Origin of the sequence: Nitrospira sp., from assembly GCA_005116745.1 — a bacterium.
Lineage (GTDB): Bacteria > Nitrospirota > Nitrospiria > Nitrospirales > Nitrospiraceae > Nitrospira_D.
The window spans coordinates 244,313-265,159 of sequence record SWDS01000001.1; the positions used below are offsets into that span (position 1 = coordinate 244,313).

The 20,847-nt window shown below is 55.3% G+C and carries 21 protein-coding genes; 12 read left to right on the forward strand and 9 right to left on the reverse strand.

Translation table 11 applies throughout. The features are described from left to right. Positions 1 to 5: 5 nt before the first annotated feature. Together xth and E8D52_01250 are read right to left on the reverse strand one after the other, a co-directional pair. A complete protein-coding gene (gene xth / locus E8D52_01245; GenBank protein TKB70746.1) occupies positions 6 to 779 on the reverse strand; it encodes an exodeoxyribonuclease III in 774 nt (257 codons plus the stop codon). Between the two features lie 84 nt (positions 780 to 863). Next, positions 864 to 1,787, reverse strand: coding sequence for a LysR family transcriptional regulator (locus tag E8D52_01250; protein TKB70747.1), 924 nt, complete (start codon positions 1,785 to 1,787; stop codon positions 864 to 866). Positions 1,788 to 2,431: 644 nt separating this feature from the next. Between E8D52_01250 and E8D52_01255 the strand changes: the two genes are divergently transcribed. After that, entirely contained in the window at positions 2,432 to 3,484 is a 1,053-nt protein-coding gene (locus E8D52_01255; GenBank protein ID TKB70748.1) for a c-type cytochrome, read from the forward strand. Between the two features lie 94 nt (positions 3,485 to 3,578). On the opposite strand, the gene E8D52_01260 is transcribed toward E8D52_01255, so the two are convergent. After that, positions 3,579 to 4,418 carry a mechanosensitive ion channel family protein gene (locus E8D52_01260; GenBank protein ID TKB70749.1) on the reverse strand — a complete coding sequence of 280 codons (840 nt, stop codon included), beginning with the start codon at positions 4,416 to 4,418 and terminating at the stop codon, positions 3,579 to 3,581. A gap of 3 nt (positions 4,419 to 4,421) precedes the next feature. Further along, positions 4,422 to 4,868, reverse strand: a complete 447-nt coding sequence (locus tag E8D52_01265) for a hypothetical protein (GenBank protein TKB70750.1) — start codon at positions 4,866 to 4,868, stop codon at positions 4,422 to 4,424. 169 nt (positions 4,869 to 5,037) lie between these two features. Here E8D52_01265 and E8D52_01270 point away from each other — a divergent pair, with 169 nt between their 5' ends. From E8D52_01270 to E8D52_01315, 10 genes are all read left to right on the forward strand, one after another. Then, the gene (locus tag E8D52_01270) at positions 5,038 to 6,018 is read left to right on the forward strand and encodes a formylglycine-generating enzyme family protein (GenBank protein ID TKB70751.1); all 981 of its coding nucleotides are present in this window, start codon (positions 5,038 to 5,040) and stop codon (positions 6,016 to 6,018) included. A gap of 107 nt (positions 6,019 to 6,125) precedes the next feature. Beyond that, entirely contained in the window at positions 6,126 to 6,944 is an 819-nt protein-coding gene (locus E8D52_01275) for a polyphosphate kinase 2 family protein (GenBank protein TKB70752.1), read from the forward strand. 984 nt (positions 6,945 to 7,928) lie between these two features. Then, positions 7,929 to 8,675: a hypothetical protein gene (locus E8D52_01280; GenBank protein ID TKB70753.1), complete on the forward strand. Its 747-nt coding sequence runs from the start codon at positions 7,929 to 7,931 to the stop codon at positions 8,673 to 8,675. A 27-nt stretch (positions 8,676 to 8,702) separates the two neighbouring features. Continuing rightward, positions 8,703 to 10,325, forward strand: a complete 1,623-nt coding sequence (locus E8D52_01285) for a toll/interleukin-1 receptor domain-containing protein (GenBank protein TKB70754.1) — start codon at positions 8,703 to 8,705, stop codon at positions 10,323 to 10,325. Further along, the gene (locus E8D52_01290; protein ID TKB70755.1) at positions 10,322 to 11,707 is read left to right on the forward strand and encodes a hypothetical protein; all 1,386 of its coding nucleotides are present in this window, start codon (positions 10,322 to 10,324) and stop codon (positions 11,705 to 11,707) included. Before E8D52_01285 ends, E8D52_01290 begins: the two co-directional genes overlap by 4 nt. Positions 11,708 to 11,723: 16 nt before the next feature. Beyond that, positions 11,724 to 12,944 carry a hypothetical protein gene (locus E8D52_01295; GenBank protein TKB70756.1) on the forward strand — a complete coding sequence of 407 codons (1,221 nt, stop codon included), beginning with the start codon at positions 11,724 to 11,726 and terminating at the stop codon, positions 12,942 to 12,944. A 74-nt stretch (positions 12,945 to 13,018) separates the two neighbouring features. After that, positions 13,019 to 13,363: a 4a-hydroxytetrahydrobiopterin dehydratase gene (locus E8D52_01300; protein ID TKB70757.1), complete on the forward strand. Its 345-nt coding sequence runs from the start codon at positions 13,019 to 13,021 to the stop codon at positions 13,361 to 13,363. Positions 13,364 to 13,499: 136 nt separating this feature from the next. Next, a complete protein-coding gene (locus tag E8D52_01305) occupies positions 13,500 to 15,350 on the forward strand; it encodes a RiPP maturation radical SAM protein 1 (GenBank protein TKB70758.1) in 1,851 nt (616 codons plus the stop codon). A gap of 237 nt (positions 15,351 to 15,587) precedes the next feature. Continuing rightward, complete coding sequence (locus E8D52_01310; protein TKB70759.1) at positions 15,588 to 15,920, forward strand: nucleotidyltransferase domain-containing protein; 333 nt, start codon at positions 15,588 to 15,590, stop codon at positions 15,918 to 15,920. Next, positions 15,851 to 16,315: a HEPN domain-containing protein gene (locus tag E8D52_01315; GenBank protein ID TKB70760.1), complete on the forward strand. Its 465-nt coding sequence runs from the start codon at positions 15,851 to 15,853 to the stop codon at positions 16,313 to 16,315. The genes E8D52_01310 and E8D52_01315 overlap by 70 nt, the downstream gene beginning before the upstream one ends. A gap of 88 nt (positions 16,316 to 16,403) precedes the next feature. On the opposite strand, the gene E8D52_01320 is transcribed toward E8D52_01315, so the two are convergent. The 3 genes from E8D52_01320 to E8D52_01330 all read right to left on the reverse strand — a co-directional run bounded on the left by E8D52_01320 (position 16,404) and on the right by E8D52_01330 (position 18,006). Further along, the gene (locus tag E8D52_01320; GenBank protein TKB70761.1) at positions 16,404 to 16,736 is read right to left on the reverse strand and encodes a 4-carboxymuconolactone decarboxylase; all 333 of its coding nucleotides are present in this window, start codon (positions 16,734 to 16,736) and stop codon (positions 16,404 to 16,406) included. Between the two features lie 59 nt (positions 16,737 to 16,795). Next, on the reverse strand, positions 16,796 to 17,110 hold the full coding sequence (locus tag E8D52_01325) for a hypothetical protein (GenBank protein TKB70762.1): 315 nt from the start codon (positions 17,108 to 17,110) through the stop codon (positions 16,796 to 16,798). Between the two features lie 65 nt (positions 17,111 to 17,175). Beyond that, a complete protein-coding gene (locus E8D52_01330) occupies positions 17,176 to 18,006 on the reverse strand; it encodes an inositol monophosphatase (protein ID TKB70926.1) in 831 nt (276 codons plus the stop codon). Between the two features lie 184 nt (positions 18,007 to 18,190). On the opposite strand from E8D52_01330, the gene E8D52_01335 reads away from it, so the two are divergent. Beyond that, the gene (locus E8D52_01335) at positions 18,191 to 18,706 is read left to right on the forward strand and encodes a hypothetical protein (protein ID TKB70763.1); all 516 of its coding nucleotides are present in this window, start codon (positions 18,191 to 18,193) and stop codon (positions 18,704 to 18,706) included. 221 nt (positions 18,707 to 18,927) lie between these two features. Here the strand turns inward: E8D52_01335 and E8D52_01340 are convergent, their stop codons facing one another. Continuing rightward, positions 18,928 to 19,941 (reverse strand): UDP-3-O-acyl-N-acetylglucosamine deacetylase, encoded by a 1,014-nt coding sequence (locus E8D52_01340; GenBank protein ID TKB70764.1) that lies wholly within the window; start codon positions 19,939 to 19,941, stop codon positions 18,928 to 18,930. Between the two features lie 251 nt (positions 19,942 to 20,192). Next, positions 20,193 to 20,603: a DUF3467 domain-containing protein gene (locus E8D52_01345; protein ID TKB70765.1), complete on the reverse strand. Its 411-nt coding sequence runs from the start codon at positions 20,601 to 20,603 to the stop codon at positions 20,193 to 20,195. Positions 20,604 to 20,847: the final 244 nt, after the last annotated feature.

Below are 20,847 nucleotides of genomic sequence, written 5' to 3' on the forward strand. Positions count from 1 at the left end.
CACGGTCAGACCGAAAACTCAGCCCACAAAAAAGTGTGGTCTGACGGTTCTTTCGCTCGCCGTGGCTCGACGTCCACATCCGCTCGCACACATGTATTTGCGAGGGGCGCGGTGGCCATCATATGATCGATCCGCCACCCTTTGTTGGCCGCAAGTGAGCTCGGCGCACGGTAGTCCCAGAATGTATATTGTTGACGTGTCGGATAGAGTTTCACAAAGACATCTTGAAATCCCCATGCCACCGTCTGTTCATAGGCCTTACGCGCGGCTTCGTGGTAACAGACATGGTTCAGATGTTTCTCTGGACCGTGCACGTCCATGGGGCGTGGGGCTACGTTCATATCTCCGCACCAGATCGCCGGGGCTTGCGGTGACAGGTGTGTGTTGAAGTAGTTCCGCAGTCGTTCGTACCAGGCGAGCTTGTAGGCATACTTCGGCGAGTCGATTTCGAACCCCTGCGGCACGTAGGTGTTCACGATGGGAATCCCATCGATGATCACTCTCAGCAAACGAGCGTCTTCCGGGTCTCCTCCATCGTCGAATCCGTAGAACACTGCGTCCGGCTTCTTTCGGCTGAGAATCGCCACCCCGTTATACGATTTCATCCCTCGAAACGTGATCTCGTACCCGCTGGGTGCCAGCGCGAGCAAGGGAAACTCGCTATCCTGAACCTTGGTTTCCTGCAGACACAGCACATCCGGCTTGTGTTGATCGAGCCATTCCAGCACGATCGGCAAGCGTTTGCGCAATGAATTGACGTTGAACGTGGCGATTTTCATGAAAGCCGTGCTTCTATTGAGTCGGCGGCATCCTAACAAAAGTCATCTGGCGCAACAAGCGCCCAGATGAAACGCTGAGAGGTGTCATGCCGACTGGTGTTTGCCCGGCACCATGCTCAATCCTGGCATCTTCAGCCCATGGATTGCGTCCCGGATCACGTCGATCACCTGTGGTCGAGTAAACCCTCGGCGCCATGCGAGTCCGATTCGACGCCCCGGTACCGGTTTTGCCAGGTCGATGGCGATTAATCGCTTGTTTGCATACTTCTTCGTGAGAGCACTGCAGGGTAGGACGGTGACGCCTAACCCCGAGGCGACCATCTGGCGAATCGTTTCGAGAGAATTTCCCTGTAGGCCTTCTGTATCTGACCGGCTCAGTTCTGGGCAGGCATTCAACACCTGCTGGCGAAAACAGTGCCCAGCATGAAGCAGTAACACCTTTTCGGCATCGAGTTCACGCGCGTCGATCTGCTTTTTACGCTCCCACCGATGCCCAACTGGGACCACTGCTTTGAATGGCTCGTCATAGAGGGCGTGAGTGTGAATGCCCAGCTCTTCAAATGGCAGGGCTACCATGATCACATCTAATTTCCCATTCTTCAGCATCGCGGTCAGATTGGCCGTCAAACTTTCTTCGATCTCGAGCGGCATCGCCGGTGCGCGCTTGTGAAGAGTCGGAATGAGATCTGGCAGGATATAAGGCCCGACGGTGGCAATGACCCCGAACCGCAGCAGTCCATTCAGTTGATCTTTACCTTGCGCCGCAATGAGTTTGATGTGTTCCGCTTCTTCTAGCACACGCTGCGCTTGATGGACGATTTGCTCGCCGAGTGGAGTCAGTTCGATGTGGTTACGGCGTCGTTCGAAGATCATCGTACCCAATTCATCTTCCAACTTCTTGATCGCCAGGCTCAATGCCGGTTGGGTCACGAATACTCGTTCTGCAGCGCGGCTGAAATGCCGTTCCTGCGCCACGACCACGATGTACTGCAATTCCGTCAGTGTCATCGTCGGCTCCTTTCATGAATAAGAAATACTAATATAGAGAATCTATATTCTCAATTGGACTTATTTTGTGAGACCGGTTATTTTATGCTCCATACAGACAAACGAAGCATCGCGACATGTCGCCGGTCAGAAGGCGGAGGCCATGAACATGAAAAGTTGGTTGATCGTCGTATGCAGGGCTGGCCTGGTTTCGGTTGGTGTGCTAGTTTGCTCCGTGAGACCGGCGATTGCCTGCGGATTGAGTCGGCAGCACGAGTCATGATATGACGAGGCGCTCGTCGGTACTACTATGATGGTCGATGATATGATCCACCAGTTGGTCGATGGGCAAGAGGCGTTAGTGCAAACATCCCGGGACGTCTTTCCAACGGCTGAGAAGGCCTTGAGTCAGCTGACAAACGATCTGCGGACCATGCGTATGCAGGTGTATGAAAAGATGACATGGATGATCCGAAGCCTGCCCGAGTAGGGGACATCTCACCCAGGACTTGAGCCAGCCGAATGCATGGGGGCGCGGCGATTCATGCGATGGGTGCCAATGTGGGCGAGAGGCTGCAAGCCGCTCGAAGAGGAGCACATTTGGTTCACATGTATAACCAAAGCGCAATGACACTTCTGTCACTGCACGAAGGGAGGAGACGAAGATGAAAAGGCGGACGCTGACTCATTCGATACCTGCGTGTGCGTTATTAATGTTGGGGTCGCTGTTGGGATTCTCGTTCGGCGACGCACAAGCAGAGGAGTACAAGCTCAAGATTCCATTCGGTCTCGAGGAGACTTCTGTGGTCATTCCGGCCGACAACCCGTTGACGAAGGAGAAGGTCGAGTTAGGCCGGCTGCTGTTTTTTGACAAGCGGTTGTCGCAGGACAACACCATTGCCTGTGCGAATTGTCATATGGCGAAATTCGCGTTCACGGATGGCAGGCCGGTTTCTGCCGGCATCCGAGGCCAGAAGGGTGGCCGCAGTGCACCAGCGTCCTTCAACCGGGTGTTTAGCAGCACACAATTTTGGGATGGTCGGGCTCCAACATTGGAAGCTCAATCGGTCGGTCCGTTTACGAATCCGATCGAGCACGGCTTTGCCAACTACGATGTGATGAATGCGAAAATGATGAAAATCGCAGGCTACCGGAAACTCTTCAAGCAAGTCTTCGGGGATGACACCATCACAACGGAAAGGGTCGGCATGGCCATCGCCAGCTTCCAGCGCACCGTTCTGTCCGGCAACAGCCCTGCGGACCGGTTCGATCAGGGAGGGGAAGCCGGGGCCATTCCAGAAGCCGCGCAGAAGGGCCTCATCCTGTTCCGAGATAAGGCACGTTGCACCAAGTGCCACTCCGGGTTCAATTTCACCGACGAGAAATTTCACAACCTCGGCATTGGCTGGGACGACAATAAAGTGGATCTTGGTCGATACATGGTCACGCAGAATGCTGAGGAACTTGGCGCCTTTAAGACTCCGACCTTGCGGGAGATCGCGCGAAGCGCTCCGTACATGCACGACGGGCGTTTCAAGACGCTTGCAGAAGTCGTCGATTTCTACAACAAGGGTGGTGTCAAGAATCCCCACCAAGACAATCTCGTTATTCCTCTTGAGCTAACGGATCAGGAAAAGCATGACCTGGTGGAGTTTCTCGGTACACTCAACGGCGAAGGGTGGCAACAGGCCACGGCGCCCAAGGCATTTCCGAAGTAATTCGTTCATCTGAACGCGTGCGGTCATGAGAGGGCTTCCTTCGGCGACGAAGGAAGCCCTCTTCCTTTGTCGGGGCTGAAACTCTCTGTGCCGGTCAGTTGGATGTGGTCGTTCCGATAAGATACCGACGCAGGATGGCTTGCTCAATGCGCGAGCGTCCTCGATCGGGAGCTGGAAATCGAAGCACAAGATGGAGCTTGCCGGATTCCGGTAGTTGGATAGTGATGCGCGGGTCCGGCGAAGGCGCTTCCAACAGATTGGCCTGCTCCAGCAACTTCATTTGCCGGACGGCTTCTTCCATGAACGGCGCACACTCGGCCTTGGCCGCCTCTACGAGGGTGCGTTCTGCCTTCTGCCAGTCGTCATCGATCTTGATCGGTACCACGAGTGTATAGAGGCCGTACTCCTGGTCAGGATTCTCCTTGATCAAGGCATTCGTGAACAGCAGGCTGTTGGGAAAGACGGCGACCCGGCCGGTGTACAAGTGCGCGGATTGCCCGGGACCGATCTCCAGTAGCTTCGTCGCAAAGGCATCGTGGTCCAGTACCACACCGCGGTGGCCCGCAATCTGAATTCGATCACCGACAGCATAGACCTTGCTGCTCACTCGCAGCGCCGCGCCACTCCAACAGAGAATCAGTTCCTTTGTCGCCAAGACCATCGCCGCCGCCACCGCGACGAGCGACACGGCAAACGCCTGGAGTTCATGGGCCCAGATGATCACCAGGCCGATGAGAAACGCAAAAACGACGGAATTTCTGGTCGTCACCACCCATCGACGTTTCGACTCCATCGAGAGCGTCTGATTGCCGGCGATCCATCGGACGGCCAGCGCTCTGACGCTGACCAAGACTATCAACAGGATCAGCGACTTGAGTCCATCCAATGCGACGGAGCTATCGATGGAATACCACTCGCTTGGGGGCACGATCATCCTCTATTTGGCGGTCAGTGTTTCGCGGGTACCTGGAACGCATTCCTCACGTTTCCAGTTCTTCAGGGTCTTGTCTTCAGAGAACGTCAACGTGTACCGATAGCAATACAACGTGGGTTTGGCGGTTTCTGCCCCCTTGCCCATCAAGCTGGTGACCGAGTGGGAAGCGTCGGCGACGAATGAGGCGTTCAACGTGGTGAGGTCTTGCTCGCTGAGTGCGAACCGATAGGTCCAGTGACTATCCCCACCGAGGGCTGGGGTCTTGGCCGTGTGCGGGGGGCCTAGTCGCTCTCGAATCTCCTCCTGTGTCAGCCGACTGACCCCTCTCTTGAAATAGGTATCTCGCCAAGGCCCACCACAGCCGGAAACGCCGATAACCAGCGCGACAAGCAGGGTACAGGTGACAAGAGGGAGACACTTCTGGATGGCGAACGCAATCGAGACCGGCATGCTGACGCCTACGCTACACTGGACGATCGGTAAGTGCAACTCTCGCACGCAATCATTGACTATCATGTTCAACGGGCTGCCGCCCTCGGACCATATGAGCGGCCAAATCGAGGTGGGCTGGATTTTGGCCTTGCGTTTTCGGTACCTTAGTATCAACTGAGGCCAACGTATGGATGTCCGACGAATTTTTACCGTGTGCATGACTAGTGCCCTGGCCCTCTTTCTACAGACAGGGCTTGCAGCGGCGACAGAAAGTCGGACCTCGAAGCCTGAGTCCGTCCCGTCAACGTCCCTTAAGCCGGATCTTCCTGCCATTTCAGCAAAACTTCCCGGCGCCACTGGCGATCACAAAGCTGGAGAGAGAAGCAAGTCGCCGACCAACGGTGGCGCTCTGCACCAGCTGGCTGCGCTGTCCACGGCTGCGCCTGAACTGATTGGGAAAGATGGGGCGCCGATGGTCTTGGTGTCGGCCGGTGAGTTTGTCATGGGAAGCGACAAAGGAGATGAAGACGAAGCCCCTACGCACCGTGTCTACCTCAATGCCTTCTACATCGACAAATTTGAGGTGACGAACGAACGATTCGCCAAGTACGTCGAAGCGATTCAGAGCGAACCTCCATGGGGATTCGCGGACAAGGAGACGCCTGTGATCCATGCTGAGCGTCCTGTCCGCTGGGTGAACTGGATGGATGCGATGGGCTATTGTCTCTGGCAGGGGAAACGGCTGCCCGCAGAGGCGGAATGGGAAAAGGCGGCACGCGGGACTGATGAACGGACCTATCCGTGGGGAAACGATCCGCCGACTCCAGTCCACGCGGTCTATGGGTTGAAGGAAGGCGGTGCAGAGACAGTGTCGGTCATCGGCAATCACCACATGGGGCAAAGCCCGTACGGTGTGCAGGATCTAGCCGGCAATCTCTACGAATGGGTGATGGACTGGTACGCCGAGGATTTTTATTCCAGTTTCATCAACAGCCCCGCGATCAATCCACGTGGACCCAGCGAAGGGACAGCCAAAGTCCAGCGCGGTGGATCCTACATCAATACGCCGTATCGGCTACGGTCTTCGTTTCGCACGAAGGGTGATCCGACCGAGCAGGATCCTAACGTCGGCTTCCGCTGTGCCCAGGATGCTGCAAGACAACCATAGGCTCCACACCCGGTTCATCCAATTCTCGGAATATACGTGGGCATGTGCAGCGTGCCCTCCAACCACCAACGATAGAGCGTCTTCTGCGCTGAGCCAGGGAGGAACTCATGAAACGATATCGTGTGAAGTCCGGCGCCAAGCTTTCGTTGAAACAGTACGATCCGGACGACACTGGGGAGTACAAAAAGAGCGACCAAGGGAAAGAAAAGGCAAAAGCGGAAACGGCCACACTCATCGCCGGGCTCGATGGACTCCAAGAGCGTCTGTATGCCAATGCGACTCGATCGCTTCTTATCGTCCTGCAGGGGATGGATACGAGCGGAAAGGATGGGACTATCAAGAGCGTGATGTCCGGCATCAATCCGCAGGGCTGCAAGGTGGCGGCGTTCAAGGCTCCCTCCAAGGATGAATTGGCTCGTGATTTCCTGTGGCGCATTCACCGCGAAGTTCCTCCCAAAGGCTACATTGGGATCTTTAACCGATCGCATTATGAGGACGTCCTGATTACACGGGTGCATGGATGGGTGTCCGCGAAAGTTGCCAAGTGCCGCTTGGACCAGATCAAAGAATTCGAAGAGCTGCTGACTGAGAACGGCACGACCGTGCTCAAGTTCTTTCTCCATATCTCCAAGGAAGAGCAGAAAAGACGGCTGGAGGCTCGCATCGCCGATCCGGAGAAGCGCTGGAAATGGAGTTCCGGCGACCTTGAGGAGCGCAAGTTGTGGGATGAGTATCAGAAAGCCTTCGAAGACGTCCTCTCGGCCACGAGTACCGAGCGGACGCCGTGGTATGTCGTGCCGGCCAATCGGAAGTGGTACCGCAATCTGATCGTGGCTGAGCGTGTCGTTGATGCGTTGGAAGAGATGAACCTCAAGACGCCCCCGGCACCAGAAGGTGTAGATTTCACCAAGCTGAGGATCGTGTAGCAGGGTGTCAGCGAGGCCTTGATCTTCCAAACTGTGGCTGCTATGGCGTGTTCTTCCCTCTGCCGTTGCGATGGTATTCTCCGCTTGAAGATCTTGTGTTGGTTGGCATCTGCGCTGTGTTACGCATCGGTACCAAAAAGAGTCAGATCACTCTTGACACGGTTTCCTAATGGGCGTAGTGAGGATAGTGCGGCCCATCGTTTCACGGAAGTTCGAGAGATCGGGTAGACCGCGCGGCTGCCATCCAGGTCTCTCGGTGACTTCATCGCGAGAGGAGGGTGGAAATGGACGACACGACGCCACCTGGCCCATCAGGCCCACCGATTCACGAGTGGGTTTCTCGTCGGTCTTGCTAGCCGATTCTTCGCTGGCTGTGCCAGAATGGCACGCATGGCCCTCGTACATGATGGCCAGAGCCATATGAGCGGAGAGCCTTCGGAAGCAGGAGGAACACAGATACCCGGAACTGACGAGGTCTTCCCCGACTGGAAACCTTGGACGACTTGTATCGTGTGGGTCTTCTGGGCCGCAACAAATGAGAGCATTATAGTCCGGCGTCCTAAGCGCCGATCGCGGGCGACCTCCCACCGTAGTGCAAGGTCGCCCGTGCTATTCTGAGGGTGTTGCAAAAGCCCTCCAGCAGCGTTCTCCCATCGCTCAAAGACTCAACGTACCTCAGCGTACGCCTCATCTTTTCGCTCGCTGCGGCCTTGCTGGGCGAGCTTTTCCAACATCCTCTGAACTCGACCCTGGTCCCGTACGTTCTTACGTATAGTACTCGTAGCGTTCCGAAACTGGCGTTCTCAGTAGTCTCATTTTATGAGCCTTCTTCAACGCTGATGGTTGCGTGGCCTTTCAGATAAGGTCCGGAAAGTCGGATATATTCCCGTCCACCCATAGCTAGATTCACGTAGGTTGCTGGGCTATACTGCCGCCGAATTCGGCGGTCGTCTTAGCGATTGGTCGGTCATCCACGGATCTCACATGGCGCTCAAACTTCGTGCGACGTGGCTGTTCTTGGGCGTGCTTGTCGCCCCTCTCCCGCTGTGGGCCGATTCCAGCCTGGATTATCAAAACCGTGGCGACCGTTTCGAAGGAGTGAAACCGAAGCCGGTCTCCGGATACGACATCGAGGTCATCTCCGTTCTGGCCGACTATCAGGAGCCTTCTACGCAACTGCCTGATCAACTCCGGGTCGGGTTCTATCTTCAAAGCCAAGCTCCTGTCCATCTCACCGTCCGAGAGCAGGATTACCGGCTCTACTATTGGCTCGACAAGGTCACACCGGCGAAGGGCTGGCAAGCCAAGTCGGTGAACGAATACACCTGGCCAACCAAGCCGGTGTTGCGGCAATTGGATCAAAAACTCAACCCATATGAGTTGGGGGTGTTGATTCGCTTGGGAAAAGAAACGCCTGCGGAGAACGAAGAGATTGCGCCGGCGATTCTCTATCATGCACAGCCTCCCGAGAGGATCAGCGGCTACCTGTTCACTATGAAGGCCAACGGTGATGCACGGCTCTCTTGCAAGGTATTACGAGGGAAAGAATCGGCTGAAGTCATGACTCAAACATTCCGTCGTCTTCCTGGCGGTCGGCCGTTCACCGTGCGATGGGATGCGGCAGGCGCACAAGAAGGGCACTATACTCTAGTCTGTAGCGGTTATTTCCTCGATACCAATCAGCCCCTGCGACAGACTGTGCGGTTCTTTCACAGGCCTGCCATGCGGTAGCAGGCGATCAATGCCTGAGCGCCGGCCATGAGCGATATCTTCATCAGCTATTCCAGTAAAGATCGCCCCTGGGTGGAGCAGTTCGCCAAGACGCTAGAAACGCGTGGCTGGTCAGTCTGGTGGGACCGCAACATTCCCACTGGTGGATCGTTCAATGCTGTGATCAGACAGGAACTTGCGGCGGCGAAGTGTGCGATTGTCGTCTGGTCCAAACAGTCGGTAGAGTCTGAATGGGTCCAGGCGGAAGCCTCAGAAGCGAAGCAGCAAGAGAAGTATCTTCCTATCAAGATCAACGAGAGCGAGATCCCGCTCGGCTTTACCCAGCGGACCTATCAGTCGCTGGTGGAGTGGGACCCAGGCGCTGAGCATGCCGGGTTCTCCCAACTGCTCAAAGATATTGAACGACTCGTCAAGAGTCCGCCGAAGCGAATTGAGTTCGGGCCCAAGCCTTGGTGGAAACGAGTACACCCTATATGGCTCGTGTCCATTCCAACCAGTCTGGCGGCGGTCGTCTCGGTCGGCCTCATGCTGTGGCCTGTGGCAGCACAGATCAAGGTGGAACTCACGACGGAGCGCATCGAGTTCGTCATTGGTGCCAAGCAATCTGAGGATTCGTACACACTCAGCGGCATGATTGCGGACTCAGTGGGCATTGAAAACTTTGAGACGATCACCATCACTCCCAAAACCATTGAAGTGGCTGATCCATCGCTCTATCAATTGGAAGAGGATAGATTTCCGGACAGGGCATGGCGAAAGCTGGTCCTTGCCCAATCTGAACTGACCGTAGTTGCCAATCGTCAGACACAACTGTCTAGAGTTGTTGTGGAAAGTGGGGGGGAGCCGATCAAGCTGGATTCTATCGTGGCGCGACCAGGAGCCCGGGTCTCGCTTGAAACAAGAGAGAAGGAAAAGAGGGAGAATAGAGAGGACAAAACCAAAAAGGATAAGAAGGAGAGCAGTGAGAGGAGAGGGGGGCTCACGATCAAAGTCGCGGGGCAAAAAGAGTTCATCGTCAGTCCAGGCCATCAGTTCAAGGTGATTGCGGATCATGTGGAGATGCGCGGTGTCAAGAATGTGCCCTTTGCACAAGACGGCGAGTTGACCTATCGCATAACATTGCCGGAACAGCCATCTCGGGTGGTCCTGCACGCGCGATCAGACCAACTGGTCCTCTTACCCACATTTGTCTTGGGGCACGCAGCACATCAGGTGTTTGGCGGGATCCCTGTGACCACGATCGATTTCACTCGACAGGCCAGTGAAGCCGATGGTGATAAGAAAACCTACATCAAAGCCGGCGAGCGAGTCAGCGCGTTGACCGGCGATGGGATGGTTACCTTTCCAGGTTACGAACATCTCCTTGGCACAGTCTCGATGAGGAAGGACGAAGCTGTGGGATTGGAGAAACTCGACGGATTTACGATTCAGGAACTCAGCCTGAATGGGACCGGTATACACCTCGTGGGCGAGGGCATGGCCAAGGAGATCCGCACGAAGATCGGCCAGATTCCGATCCACAAACACCGCCTGACCTCGTTGGATGCCTTGTGGCATAATGCGCGGCTCGGAGTGGTTCTAACGATCATTGCCACGGTGTTCACGACAAGCCTTGGGGCCTATCGGTTGTGGAAGGAGTTCAAACGGTGATTGCCCGCGCCTTGGTTACAGCATGTTTGATGCTGATCGGGCTCGCTCATGTGGGGTTGGCAGGCGCAGAGGATATTGCCCGTCTCCAAGCTGGGGTGGTCAAGGTCACTGCCAAACCTCCGAGTGGAACCGCGAACGTCGGCACGGGGTTTATTGTTCGAGTGGATAAGGATGCGGCGTATATCGTCACTGCGGCTCATGTAGTGGCAGGGGATCAACATCCACGAGTGGAATTCTTTACCAAGCGGAACGTGCCGGTCACGGCTGAAGTGCTGGGGTTGGAGGGCGGTGATGAGGTGCGAGGTTTGGCGCTGTTGGTGGTGAGAGGATCGGAGAATCTTCCCAAAAGTCTCACATCGTTGTCGCTTGCGGGAGAGGTGCGTCTGACGGGCGGCGAAGACATCGTTGTGATCGGCTTCCCTCGCAACGCTGGACCCTGGGCCGTGATCAAAGGCAACATCTCTTCACGACAAGGGCGGGACATCTTCTTTTCTCCTGCCATTGAGTCAGGCCATTCCGGTGGACCGATCGTTCAGGGAGGAAAGGTCGTTGGGGTGGTCGGCTCGGAAAGCCAGTCAGTTGGTCGAGGGGTGACGGTCGGTAGTGTTGAGGACTACATTGAAGGTTTTGGGATCAGGGCGCAGGAAGGTACGAGCTCGGCTGTTACAGCGGCCCCCCCCTCATCTCCGCCGGCCGAAACGGCCAAGCAGGAGCCACGGCAAACGACTCAGGCTCGGGAGATTAACGGCAAAGATGGTGCGCCGATGATGCTAGTCCAGGAAGGACGATTTCTTTATGGAGATCAGGCCTACGGGGCTCCGCCCAAGCTGCTAACTTTACCCGCTTTCTATATGGACAAGTATGAAGTTACCATCAAGCGCTATGTGGCTTTTCAGCAGGCCACGGTTCACGAGTTTCCGCTCGATTGGCATAAACAGACGGGGTTAGCAGACAGTGGCGACCGACCGGTCGTACATCTCACAGGGCATGACGCTTACGACTACTGCAGGCACTATGGGAAGCGGCTGCCGACTGAACAGGAATGGGAGAAGGCTGCGCGCGGGACGGATGGACGAAAGTATCCCTGGGGGAACCAAGAGCCGACAGAGCTGCACGCAGTTTGGAAAGAGAAGGTGGTGGCAGTGGTCGGTAGCCGGCCGGCGGGACTTAGTCCCTATGGCATTTATGACCTCGCAGGCAATGCCTCGGAATGGACCACTTCAGATGATTATCCAGGAAATCCCCCAGCACTTATGGTCGAGCGTGGAGGCATGGCAACAATGGTTGACCCATCAAGGATCATGTCAATGGTGCGACAATTTGGCAGTGCGACTAGCTGGAACGTGAATCTAGGTTTCCGCTGCGTTCAAGACGTGAAGTGAGGGTCGTACAGGTCACATGAATAGTAATGCCATCCACATGCTCCTGACCGCTGTGGTCGGATTTGTTGTTGTATCGGCTAGTACCTCGATAGGCTATGCTCAAAATATCGAAGACCTCAAGAAAGGCGTCGTCAAGATCGCGGCGCAAGTGGACGGGAGAACCAAGGTTGGGAGCGGATTCATCGTGCGATTGGACAAGGACGCCGCCTACATCGTCACGGCGGCGCATGTGGTGGAAGGAGATTCCAAACCCACCGTGACGTTTTTCCTCAACCCCCAGCAACCGTTCGTAGCTCAAGTGGTTGGGATTGACGGTGGAGATCCACAGGGACTCGCGGCCCTCCGTGTAGCCGGGCCAATTCCAGACGGCGTAGTGGCGCTGCCGCTGGATCTGACGACGGAAGTGGTTGGTGGCGAGGCAGTCACCTTTATAGGCTTTCCACCAACGCTTCCACCCTGGACGGTCTCGACCGGCACTATCAGTGGTTTGAAAGGGCCGACGCTCGCATTTCAGGCTCTGGTCGAGGAAGGGCATTCCGGTGGACCACTCCTGCTGAACGGACAGGTGATTGGTGTGGTGAGTGAGACCAGAGGACGGCAGGGGTATGCCGTGCCGGTCTCGATTGTGGCGGTAGCCTTGGCGGGGTGGCGGATCGAGCCACGAGCGAGCGACTCCATGATGGCCCAAGAAAAGATCGGTGCCGATGGCGTTCCGATGGTGCTCATTCGGTCTGGGCGGATTCCAACCAAGATGGTGGTGTATCTAGCGGACGATCTGTATGTCGAGAAAACGCTGGTCACGAATGCGCGCTATCGGCGATTCGTCGACGCGACAGGCGCGATGCCTCCCGCTGCACTGATGGAAGACGGCGCGTCACTCGCTTCCGATGGACCGGTGGAAGGTGTGAGGTGGCATGATGCCGTCGCCTACTGTCGATGGGCTCGCAAGCGGCTGCCGTCAGAAGATGAGTGGGAAAAGGCGGCACGTGACACCCAGGGCCGGATTGTGAACAACCAGGTGTATGAATGGACGGCCACGACGTACCAAGAGGCTCGATGGAGTCCTACGCCGCCGGAGGACCAGACGCGGAAGGTGATTCGGGGAAATCTTCAGGCACTCGGCATTCATGATGCTGTCGGCGACCTCGATTATCAGGCGCGTATGTACGCAAGCGCATATGAGGGAGCGCCAGGCAGAGGCTTTCGCTGTGTGGAAGATATCCGAAAAGAGCCATAAGTTTCCCTGCCTTGCCCTTCAACTTCGTCCCCATTTACAATATCTCTCTTAATTGTGAAGACAAGGAGGATCTCATGGGTCTGGCCGATAATAAATGCATTCCCTGTCGTGGCGGGGTCCCGCCTGTGCCGAATGATCGTGCGCAAGACTTGCTGAAGGAACTGAGCCAGGGGTGGTCTCTCAACGCACAGGGCCATCTTGAGCGACTCTATACATTCAAAGATTTTGCGCAGGCCTTGGCCTATGTGAACAGGGTTGGTGCCATCGCGGAGGTGGAGGGCCATCATCCAGATCTCTATCTCGCCTGGGGCAAGTGCAAAGTCGAGATTTGGACCCACAAGATCAACGGCCTCACCGAGAGCGACTTCTATTTGGCGGCCAAGGCGGATCGGGAATTTGAACCGTTTCGGGCCGCTTAGCATAGAGTCTCAAAAGTTCGTTCGTGGTGAGCCTGTCGAACCATGAACGAATTCCTTGAAGGTGCACGTCCTTCGACTAGCTCAGGGCGAACGGCAACGTAACGAAACTTGATGGACGTAACTTACGAGGCCTTCGATGAGTGACCAGGCACAAGTGGCGCTCGTCAACATGCCGTTCAGCTACGCCAAGTATCCATCCATTCAACTCGGCACGCTCTCCGCGCTCCTGAAATCCAATGGCATCCCTGTCGATTGTCACCACCTGAACGTCCGGTTCGCCCACCTGATTGGCGTGGAGTTGCACGAAGCGATCTGCGAGAAACGCGCCCTCTTCGGCGAGTGGCTGTTCTCTTCCCTCCTGTTTCGAGAGAACCTAAAACGCGCTGAGTATCCACACGTCTTCAAACCGGTCTTTGAACAGCTCGCGCAGGAGCGTGGGAAACCGATTGGGTATTTCGAAGAGATGGCGTCACGCATTGCCCCGCAGTTTCTCACCTGGGCACTGCGATCGATCGAGTGGGGGCAATACAAGCTCGTCGGGTTTACGTCAACGTTCGATCAAAACGTCGCCAGCCTCACGATGGCCAAACTTATCAAGGATCTGTATCCGGACGTGATCATCGTCTTTGGCGGAGCCAACTTCGACGGCGAGATGGGACTGGAACATTTCCGGGCGTTTCCCTTCATCGATCACGTCGTGGTCGGGGAGGGAGAAGAAAGTTTCTTGCCGTTAGTTCGCCAGATTCTGGCCGGCAAGACAGAGGACTATCCCAACGGTGTGACCTCCCGGCAGGGCGAGAAGATTGTGCTCACGCCGAATGCGGCGCTCTTCTCCGATTTTTCCAAGACCGGTCCGCCTGATTACGACGATTACTATCAGTTGCTTACCGAGCTAGGCGACAAAGCACAGGGACTCGATCGAATTCTCTTGTACGAAGGCTCACGCGGCTGTTGGTGGGGGGAGAAGCATCACTGTACGTTCTGTGGACTGAATGCCCAGAGCATGAAGTTCCGCGCAAAGGCGCCACAACAAGTATTAAAAGAAATTGCCGACCTCTCTCAGCGCTACGATGCCGTTCGATTTCGGTTGGTCGATAACATCATCGACATGGGCTATATCGACAACCTCTTCGGCAAGTTGGCGGAGGACCACTGCGACTTGGATGTGTTCATCGAAACCAAGAGCAACTTGCAGAAGCGCCAGATCAAAACCTTGGCTGCAGGCGGGGTGAAATGCATGCAGCCTGGCTTGGAAAGCCTGAGTATCAATCAGCTGCGCGCGATGGACAAGGGCGTCACGCCGATGCAGAACATCGGCTGCCTCAAGTGGAGCCTCTACTATCACGTGATGGTGTCGTGGAATATTCTGCTGGGATTTCCAGGCGAGACCAACGAGGACTATCAGCGTCAGCTCGACCTGATTCCCTCCCTGCTGCACCTGCAGCCGCCCGAAGCGACCGGCAAGTTCTGGCTGCAGCGCTTCAGCCCCTACTTCACCAGGCCGCACGAGTATGGTATCCGCATCACCGGGCCGGGGATGGCGTACGAGTATGTCTACGACGCACGGCAGGTCGATCTCAAGAAGATCGCCTATGACTTCGAGTACGAACTCGACAACTGGCCGGTCGATCCGCACCTGTATCAGGAGCTGGTCGCCGCGATTGAGAACTGGCAGCGGATACATCGTTCAGCTGATCGGCCATTTCTGTATTACTCCAAGGCGCCGAACTATGTGACCGTTTACGATGGCCGCAATCCGAATTCTCCGATTCGACGACGGTACGAGGGATTAGCCGCGCTGGTGATTGAGATCTGTAATGAGTCGGCGAAGAGCGTGGGGCAGATCCGAACAGCAGTGGGGGGGCAAACCGATTGCAGTGATGCGATCCTCCAACCCATCCTCAATGACCTCACGGCGCAACGTGTCTTGTACGAAGAGCGGGGGAAATATTTTACGCTGGCGATTCCGGAAAATCAGAACTTATAACCCTCATCCAAGATCTACTGACATAATCTGCTCGCGCTGAGCCCCTGACGAGTGGAAAATTGCTATCCGGTTGCAGGCGTTTACTGTTGCGCACTAATATGCTCTCAAGGTACTTGCTCCACGAGACTGGGCACCCCTGACACCGAGGTGCAGCTAGTGGCTTGAAGAAGCATCCTGGCTAAGGCACTCGGTGTTTCATCCGTTCAGGAAGACAAATGGATAAGCGAAGGAGATAGTATGGCCCCGTCGATTTCTACGACCGTCGATAGGGAGCGGCTTAAAACCATTGCAGATCGCTTGCGCCACACTTACGGTGCTGTGCGTGTCATCCTCTTTGGGTCCATGGCACACGGCACAGCCACTGAGCATAGCGATATCGATCTGCTGGTGATCGCCGACACCGGCGAGCGTTTTTACGAGCGTTCGGCCTCGGTGCTTCGCATTGTGCGTGAACTCAGTTATGGGTTGCCGCTGGCGCCGATTGTCCTGAGCCCACAGGAATTGCAGGCCCGGTTAGACCGCGGCGATCAATTTATTGCGGAGGTGGTGGGGACAGGGGTGGACTTGTGAACTCACGCCGTGACTCGTTATACCCTGAAGACTGGCGGGTGGTCGGACGACAGGACTGGCATCGGATTCACGTTATGTTGGCCGATGGAGATGCCGAAGGGGCGGGGCTCTTTCTCCAACAGGCCTTGGAGAAATTTCTCAAGGCGTATCTCTTGGGGAAAGGCTGGAAGCTGAAGAAGGTGCACACGTTGCAGAGTCTACTCGATGAAGCTACAGCCCATGATGACGCGATTCGACCGTTTCGTGGCCTCTGCGAACAAGCCTCTGCCTTCTACATGGCTGAACGATATCCGACTCTGGGTGGCACCGGTTTGGAACTCGAAGAGGTGAAGCCGTTGTTACCAGAGGCGCGATCTCTCATCACCGCGCTGTTCCCCGACGAAGTCATGCAATGAGGGACTAGGAATCCATCTTACCGGTTGAACCAGGGGCAACTGTAAAAGCCCAATCAGCTCCTCCTTACTCAACTTGCCTCACGTGCTCCTACATCGATAGCTTCTCCGCCACGTTGCGCATCTGCACGCCGTGCACGAGTGACGCGCCGCCGCGGATCGCGCAGGCGACGTGGACGGCTTCCGTCATCTCTTCGACGTTCGATCCCTTTTCCAGTGACGCCTGGGTGTAGGCATCGATACAGTAGGGGCATTGCACGGTATGAGCGACGGCGAGGGCAATGAGCGCCTTCTCTCGCTCCGTCAACGCGCCCTCCACAAACACCGCGTCGTAATAACTCTTGAACTTCTCCCACAGGGCTTGGTTGCCTTTTCCGATATCAGCAAACTTGCCAAGATCATGCGAATGGTAATACGAGTCCATGAGGAACCTCCCCTGTGATTCGATGATGTGGAGAAGAAAGAAGTCGCGCGATGAAGCGATCAGGCATGGCCCGGAGGGATAGGCTCGACATTCGCCAGAGCTTCGGAGAAGCGATTACCGACGATGTCGGTTACCTGTGTCATGAGATCTTTCACTTCCTGCCATTCGGCAGGCAACAAGTCCTGCTTCAACTGAGGGTGGATTGCCCATTGGGCTTCGACTTGTATCCCCTTTCGGCTGACGAGCACGCGGAGCAATTCCACGTCCCAGGCTGGATCAACGGGTTGATCACCGGAAAGACTGTTGTTCGATTGTTCTGGTGGAGGGACGGCACGCGCCATGCGAAGACTCCGGTTGATCGATGTTGACAGCATACCGTATCCACACTCGTGTTGTACATCAGTGGGGGAGCTTCACGAGGCACGCCTCTCTCGTGTGTTCATGTTCGTGGAGCGTCTTGCTTGAGAACCTGGAGCATCGCCTCGTGGATTTGTCTATTACTCGCGACAAGCTCTTGTCCGTAGATGGAGAGATCCTTTCCGCTGAAATCGGTCAGCCGCCCACCGGCTTCTTTTACAATGACGGATCCAGCCGCCATATCCCAGGGATTGAGCTGGACTTCCCAGAATCCGTCGAAGCGCCCTGCTGCCACATAGCAGAGATCCAATGCCGCAGAACCCGTTCGGCGAAGTCCCTGTGCCTTCATAGCAAACTTGGCAAAATGATCCAGGTTGTTGCGCGGTGAGTCTCGGATGTCGTACGCGAAGCCTGTCACCAGCAGGCTGCTGTTGAGTGTCGCCGTCTTGGATACGTGGATGGGGTGACCGTTCAACTGAGCGCCACGATCTTCAATAGCGGTGAAGAGTTCGTCCCGCGAGGGGTCAACAATCACGCCAAGAATACAGCGCCCCTCATACTCAAGGCCGATAGAGACGCAGTAGGTGGGGTAGCCGTGAGCAAAATTCGTGGTGCCGTCGAGTGGGTCGATGACCCAGAGATAGGGTGACGGGACCTCCTCAATACGGCCACGCTCCTCGGCCAGGAATCGATGGGTGGGGAAGCGAGCCTGGATATGGTTGATGACACACTGTTCAGCAGCACGGTCCGCGTCCGTCACTAGATTGATTGGATTCTTATACTCGATGCGGAACCCAGAACTCGCATAGGTTCGGAGGAGGGCGCCCGCTTCTTTACCGGCAGCAATCGCCGTGTCGAGCAGGCTGTCGTGGGACGGGTGTTCATGAAGAATCGGCACGCCGGATTGTAGCATACCCTGCATGTAATCGAGTGGGTAACGGTGCTTTTCACAGAAACAAGCCTTTCCTACAATGCACAGGCAAGGAATACATGCGTACAAGAGTATGTTTATTGAGCGAACATATTAATTGAATCAAGAAACTTGACAGAGATTAGAAGCAATGCTATAAAGCAAGCATGCTTTACGAGAGGTGCTTGTGGAGGAATTAAGAGACATTCTCGTTGGGCTCGATCAACGGATTAACGCCTACAAGAGTCGTTTCCAGGACCTGGAGAAGAAGCGTCGTCGTTTGGATGATGAAATTGCGACGATTAAGAAGTATCTCGAACTTGCTGAAACTCTCTACCGCGTCGAGGCCGACAAGGCCAAGCTTGCGAGTCTCTCCAACCAAATTATTCCCGCAGACGACTCCAAGGGTATTCGGTCTCTACAGGTCATGGATGTGACCGATCAATCTCGAGAAATTTTGCTTGGCCGAAGTAAGTACGTTGGGAAAAGCGTCCCGCAAGCGGCCTATGAGATTCTCCGTGAATCAAACCGCTCCATGCATGCGAAGGAGTTGGTGCAGCGTCTCATCGAAGGCGGGTTGCAGATCAAAGGGAAAACGCCGCTGACATCGATTGCCACGTCGCTCAAACGTGACAAGCGGTTTAGGAAAGTCGGTCCCAACACGTTCGAGGCGTTAGACGATATGTTGATTCAGGCGGTGTAGCGATCAGTTAACGGGCCTAACGTGATACAGCGAAGGGGGGTGAGACTCTTGGCGACAAAGAAAGCAGCAGCAAAGAAGAAGAAGAAGTAATCCCCGCTATAATGTGATGCGCCGGGGGTGAGGCCACTCACTCCCGGCGTACCACACTGCGATGTGTTGGAATAAAGAGCGCGTCCTACCAGAAGATCAGCAATCAGCCAGATAATAATCTCTGCAGACTACTACGAAGCCTGAAGTGCGACAGCTGGATGAAGGTGAAGCGCATGTGCGATCGATCGCTTCCCTTCTCCTGAAGGGTCTGCGTTGAGAAGCACCCACTTCTCTGGTTGGGTCAGGATCTGCTGGACCAACCGCGTGTGGAGTGCATGTCCAGACCGGTCTGCAACGATGTGACCGATGAAGGGCATTCCCATAAGAGAAAAGTCACCGATCAGATCAAGGATTTTGTGGCGGACAAACTCATCGTCGAATCGGAGGCCGGATTCGTTGACGACCCCATCATCCGACAGGACAATGGTGTTGTCCAGGGTTCCGCCTTTGCCGAGCCCGCGAGCCCACAAGGCTTGGACTTCGTACAGAAACCCAAATGTCCTGGCTTCGGCGATCTCATTCTCAAACGCAATGGCGGAGCAATCATAGGCATAGCTCTGCGTGTTGATCAGAGGATGTTCATAGTGAATGGAGTAGGTGATCTTCGGGGTGGGGGACGGCTCGATCCGAACACGCTTCGAACCCTCGGCCACTTCGATCGGCGCCATAATCTTAAGAAACGCCTGCTTCCGATTCTGAGGGACAATACCGACGGATTGAATCAGCCGGACGAAGGGCGCGGCGCTTCCATCCATGACCGGAACTTCGCTTGCCGATACATCGACGAAGACATTGTCGACGTGAAGACCTGACAGCGCCGAGAGCAGATGCTCAATGGTTTGAACTTGGAACCCATTGCCGCTGATGGCTGTGCACAATTCGGTTGGGATGCGATGTCTAATGGAGGCCGAAAGATGCGCATCAACGTTCGTTTTGCGATTGACAAAAACCACGCCGGTGTCAGGGGGGGCAGGCCGCAGCGTAATCGACGCCGACTGGCCAGAGTGGAGTCCCACACCAGAACAGGTTACTGCCGATGCCAAAGTTTGTTGATTGCGCACAAGTCCTCCCTTATAGAGACAAATGCTTAAACATGATAATCTCATTTCAACACAAAGCAATTCATATGCCTGCGCGATATGCATATAAGATGTTGTTATTAATATATTATGTGCGACACGTTTTGGAATATAACTGTATCTAAAAAGGCACAACTGTGTTTTTTCAGAAAGAGTCAATCGGAATAATGAAGATTCGGTACGCACAATTGCGCCAGCCCAGCAATGTTGCTTCGGGTGCTGCGTGGATGGTGTTCAGGCAACTCTAAAAAGGTGGAAGCAGTCGGTTCTGTCCCCCGAGTGATGCCGCCGCTTGATCATCGTCTGGCAGTATGAGTCTACGTGGAAGAGGCTATTAAAGCAGGGTGGATCGCCCATGTAAAGGGCCGCGATCCTGCCTCATGCCGCATTGGTTTGTGACCTGGCATCGTCATGTCACGTTCTGAATCTGCCTCATATTCGGTCACCACACGAGTGAACACGATGGCCAATCGTTTTGCTGCAAAGGGATTGAGCATAATACGGCAGGTCAGCTGAACGTGGATGTTTGCCTGGCCGCGCTCCCACACATTATTCACGCCAAAAGCCAGGCACCACTCTTCGCGAGTTGAAGACACATTACATACGTTTGCATAGGAGCTCTGCAGGTTCGACACATCGAACTGAACTGTCGGAGTGGTATTGGCTCGATCGAGAAGGGATGGCGACAGGCAAGCCCGTTGAATTCCCTGTTGGTCCGTCTGTTTCATAAGAATCTCCTTGCTGAATGGATGAACCCGTCGCAACTAAGAGGGCTGTCCTGGTCTGAGCGCATTTTCTAACTGCCATGCTGCAAACCACCGCGCCACGATCGACACGCTGGTTGTTGGGAACATCGTGGAGTTGGCGGTGTCCCCTTCTCTCTCCAACATATCGGACAAGAATGCATGCTTTGTCACATTCTGCCGCCCGCCGTGAATTACCCCGGAGGGCGGTATAAGCGCCTTGTAAGAA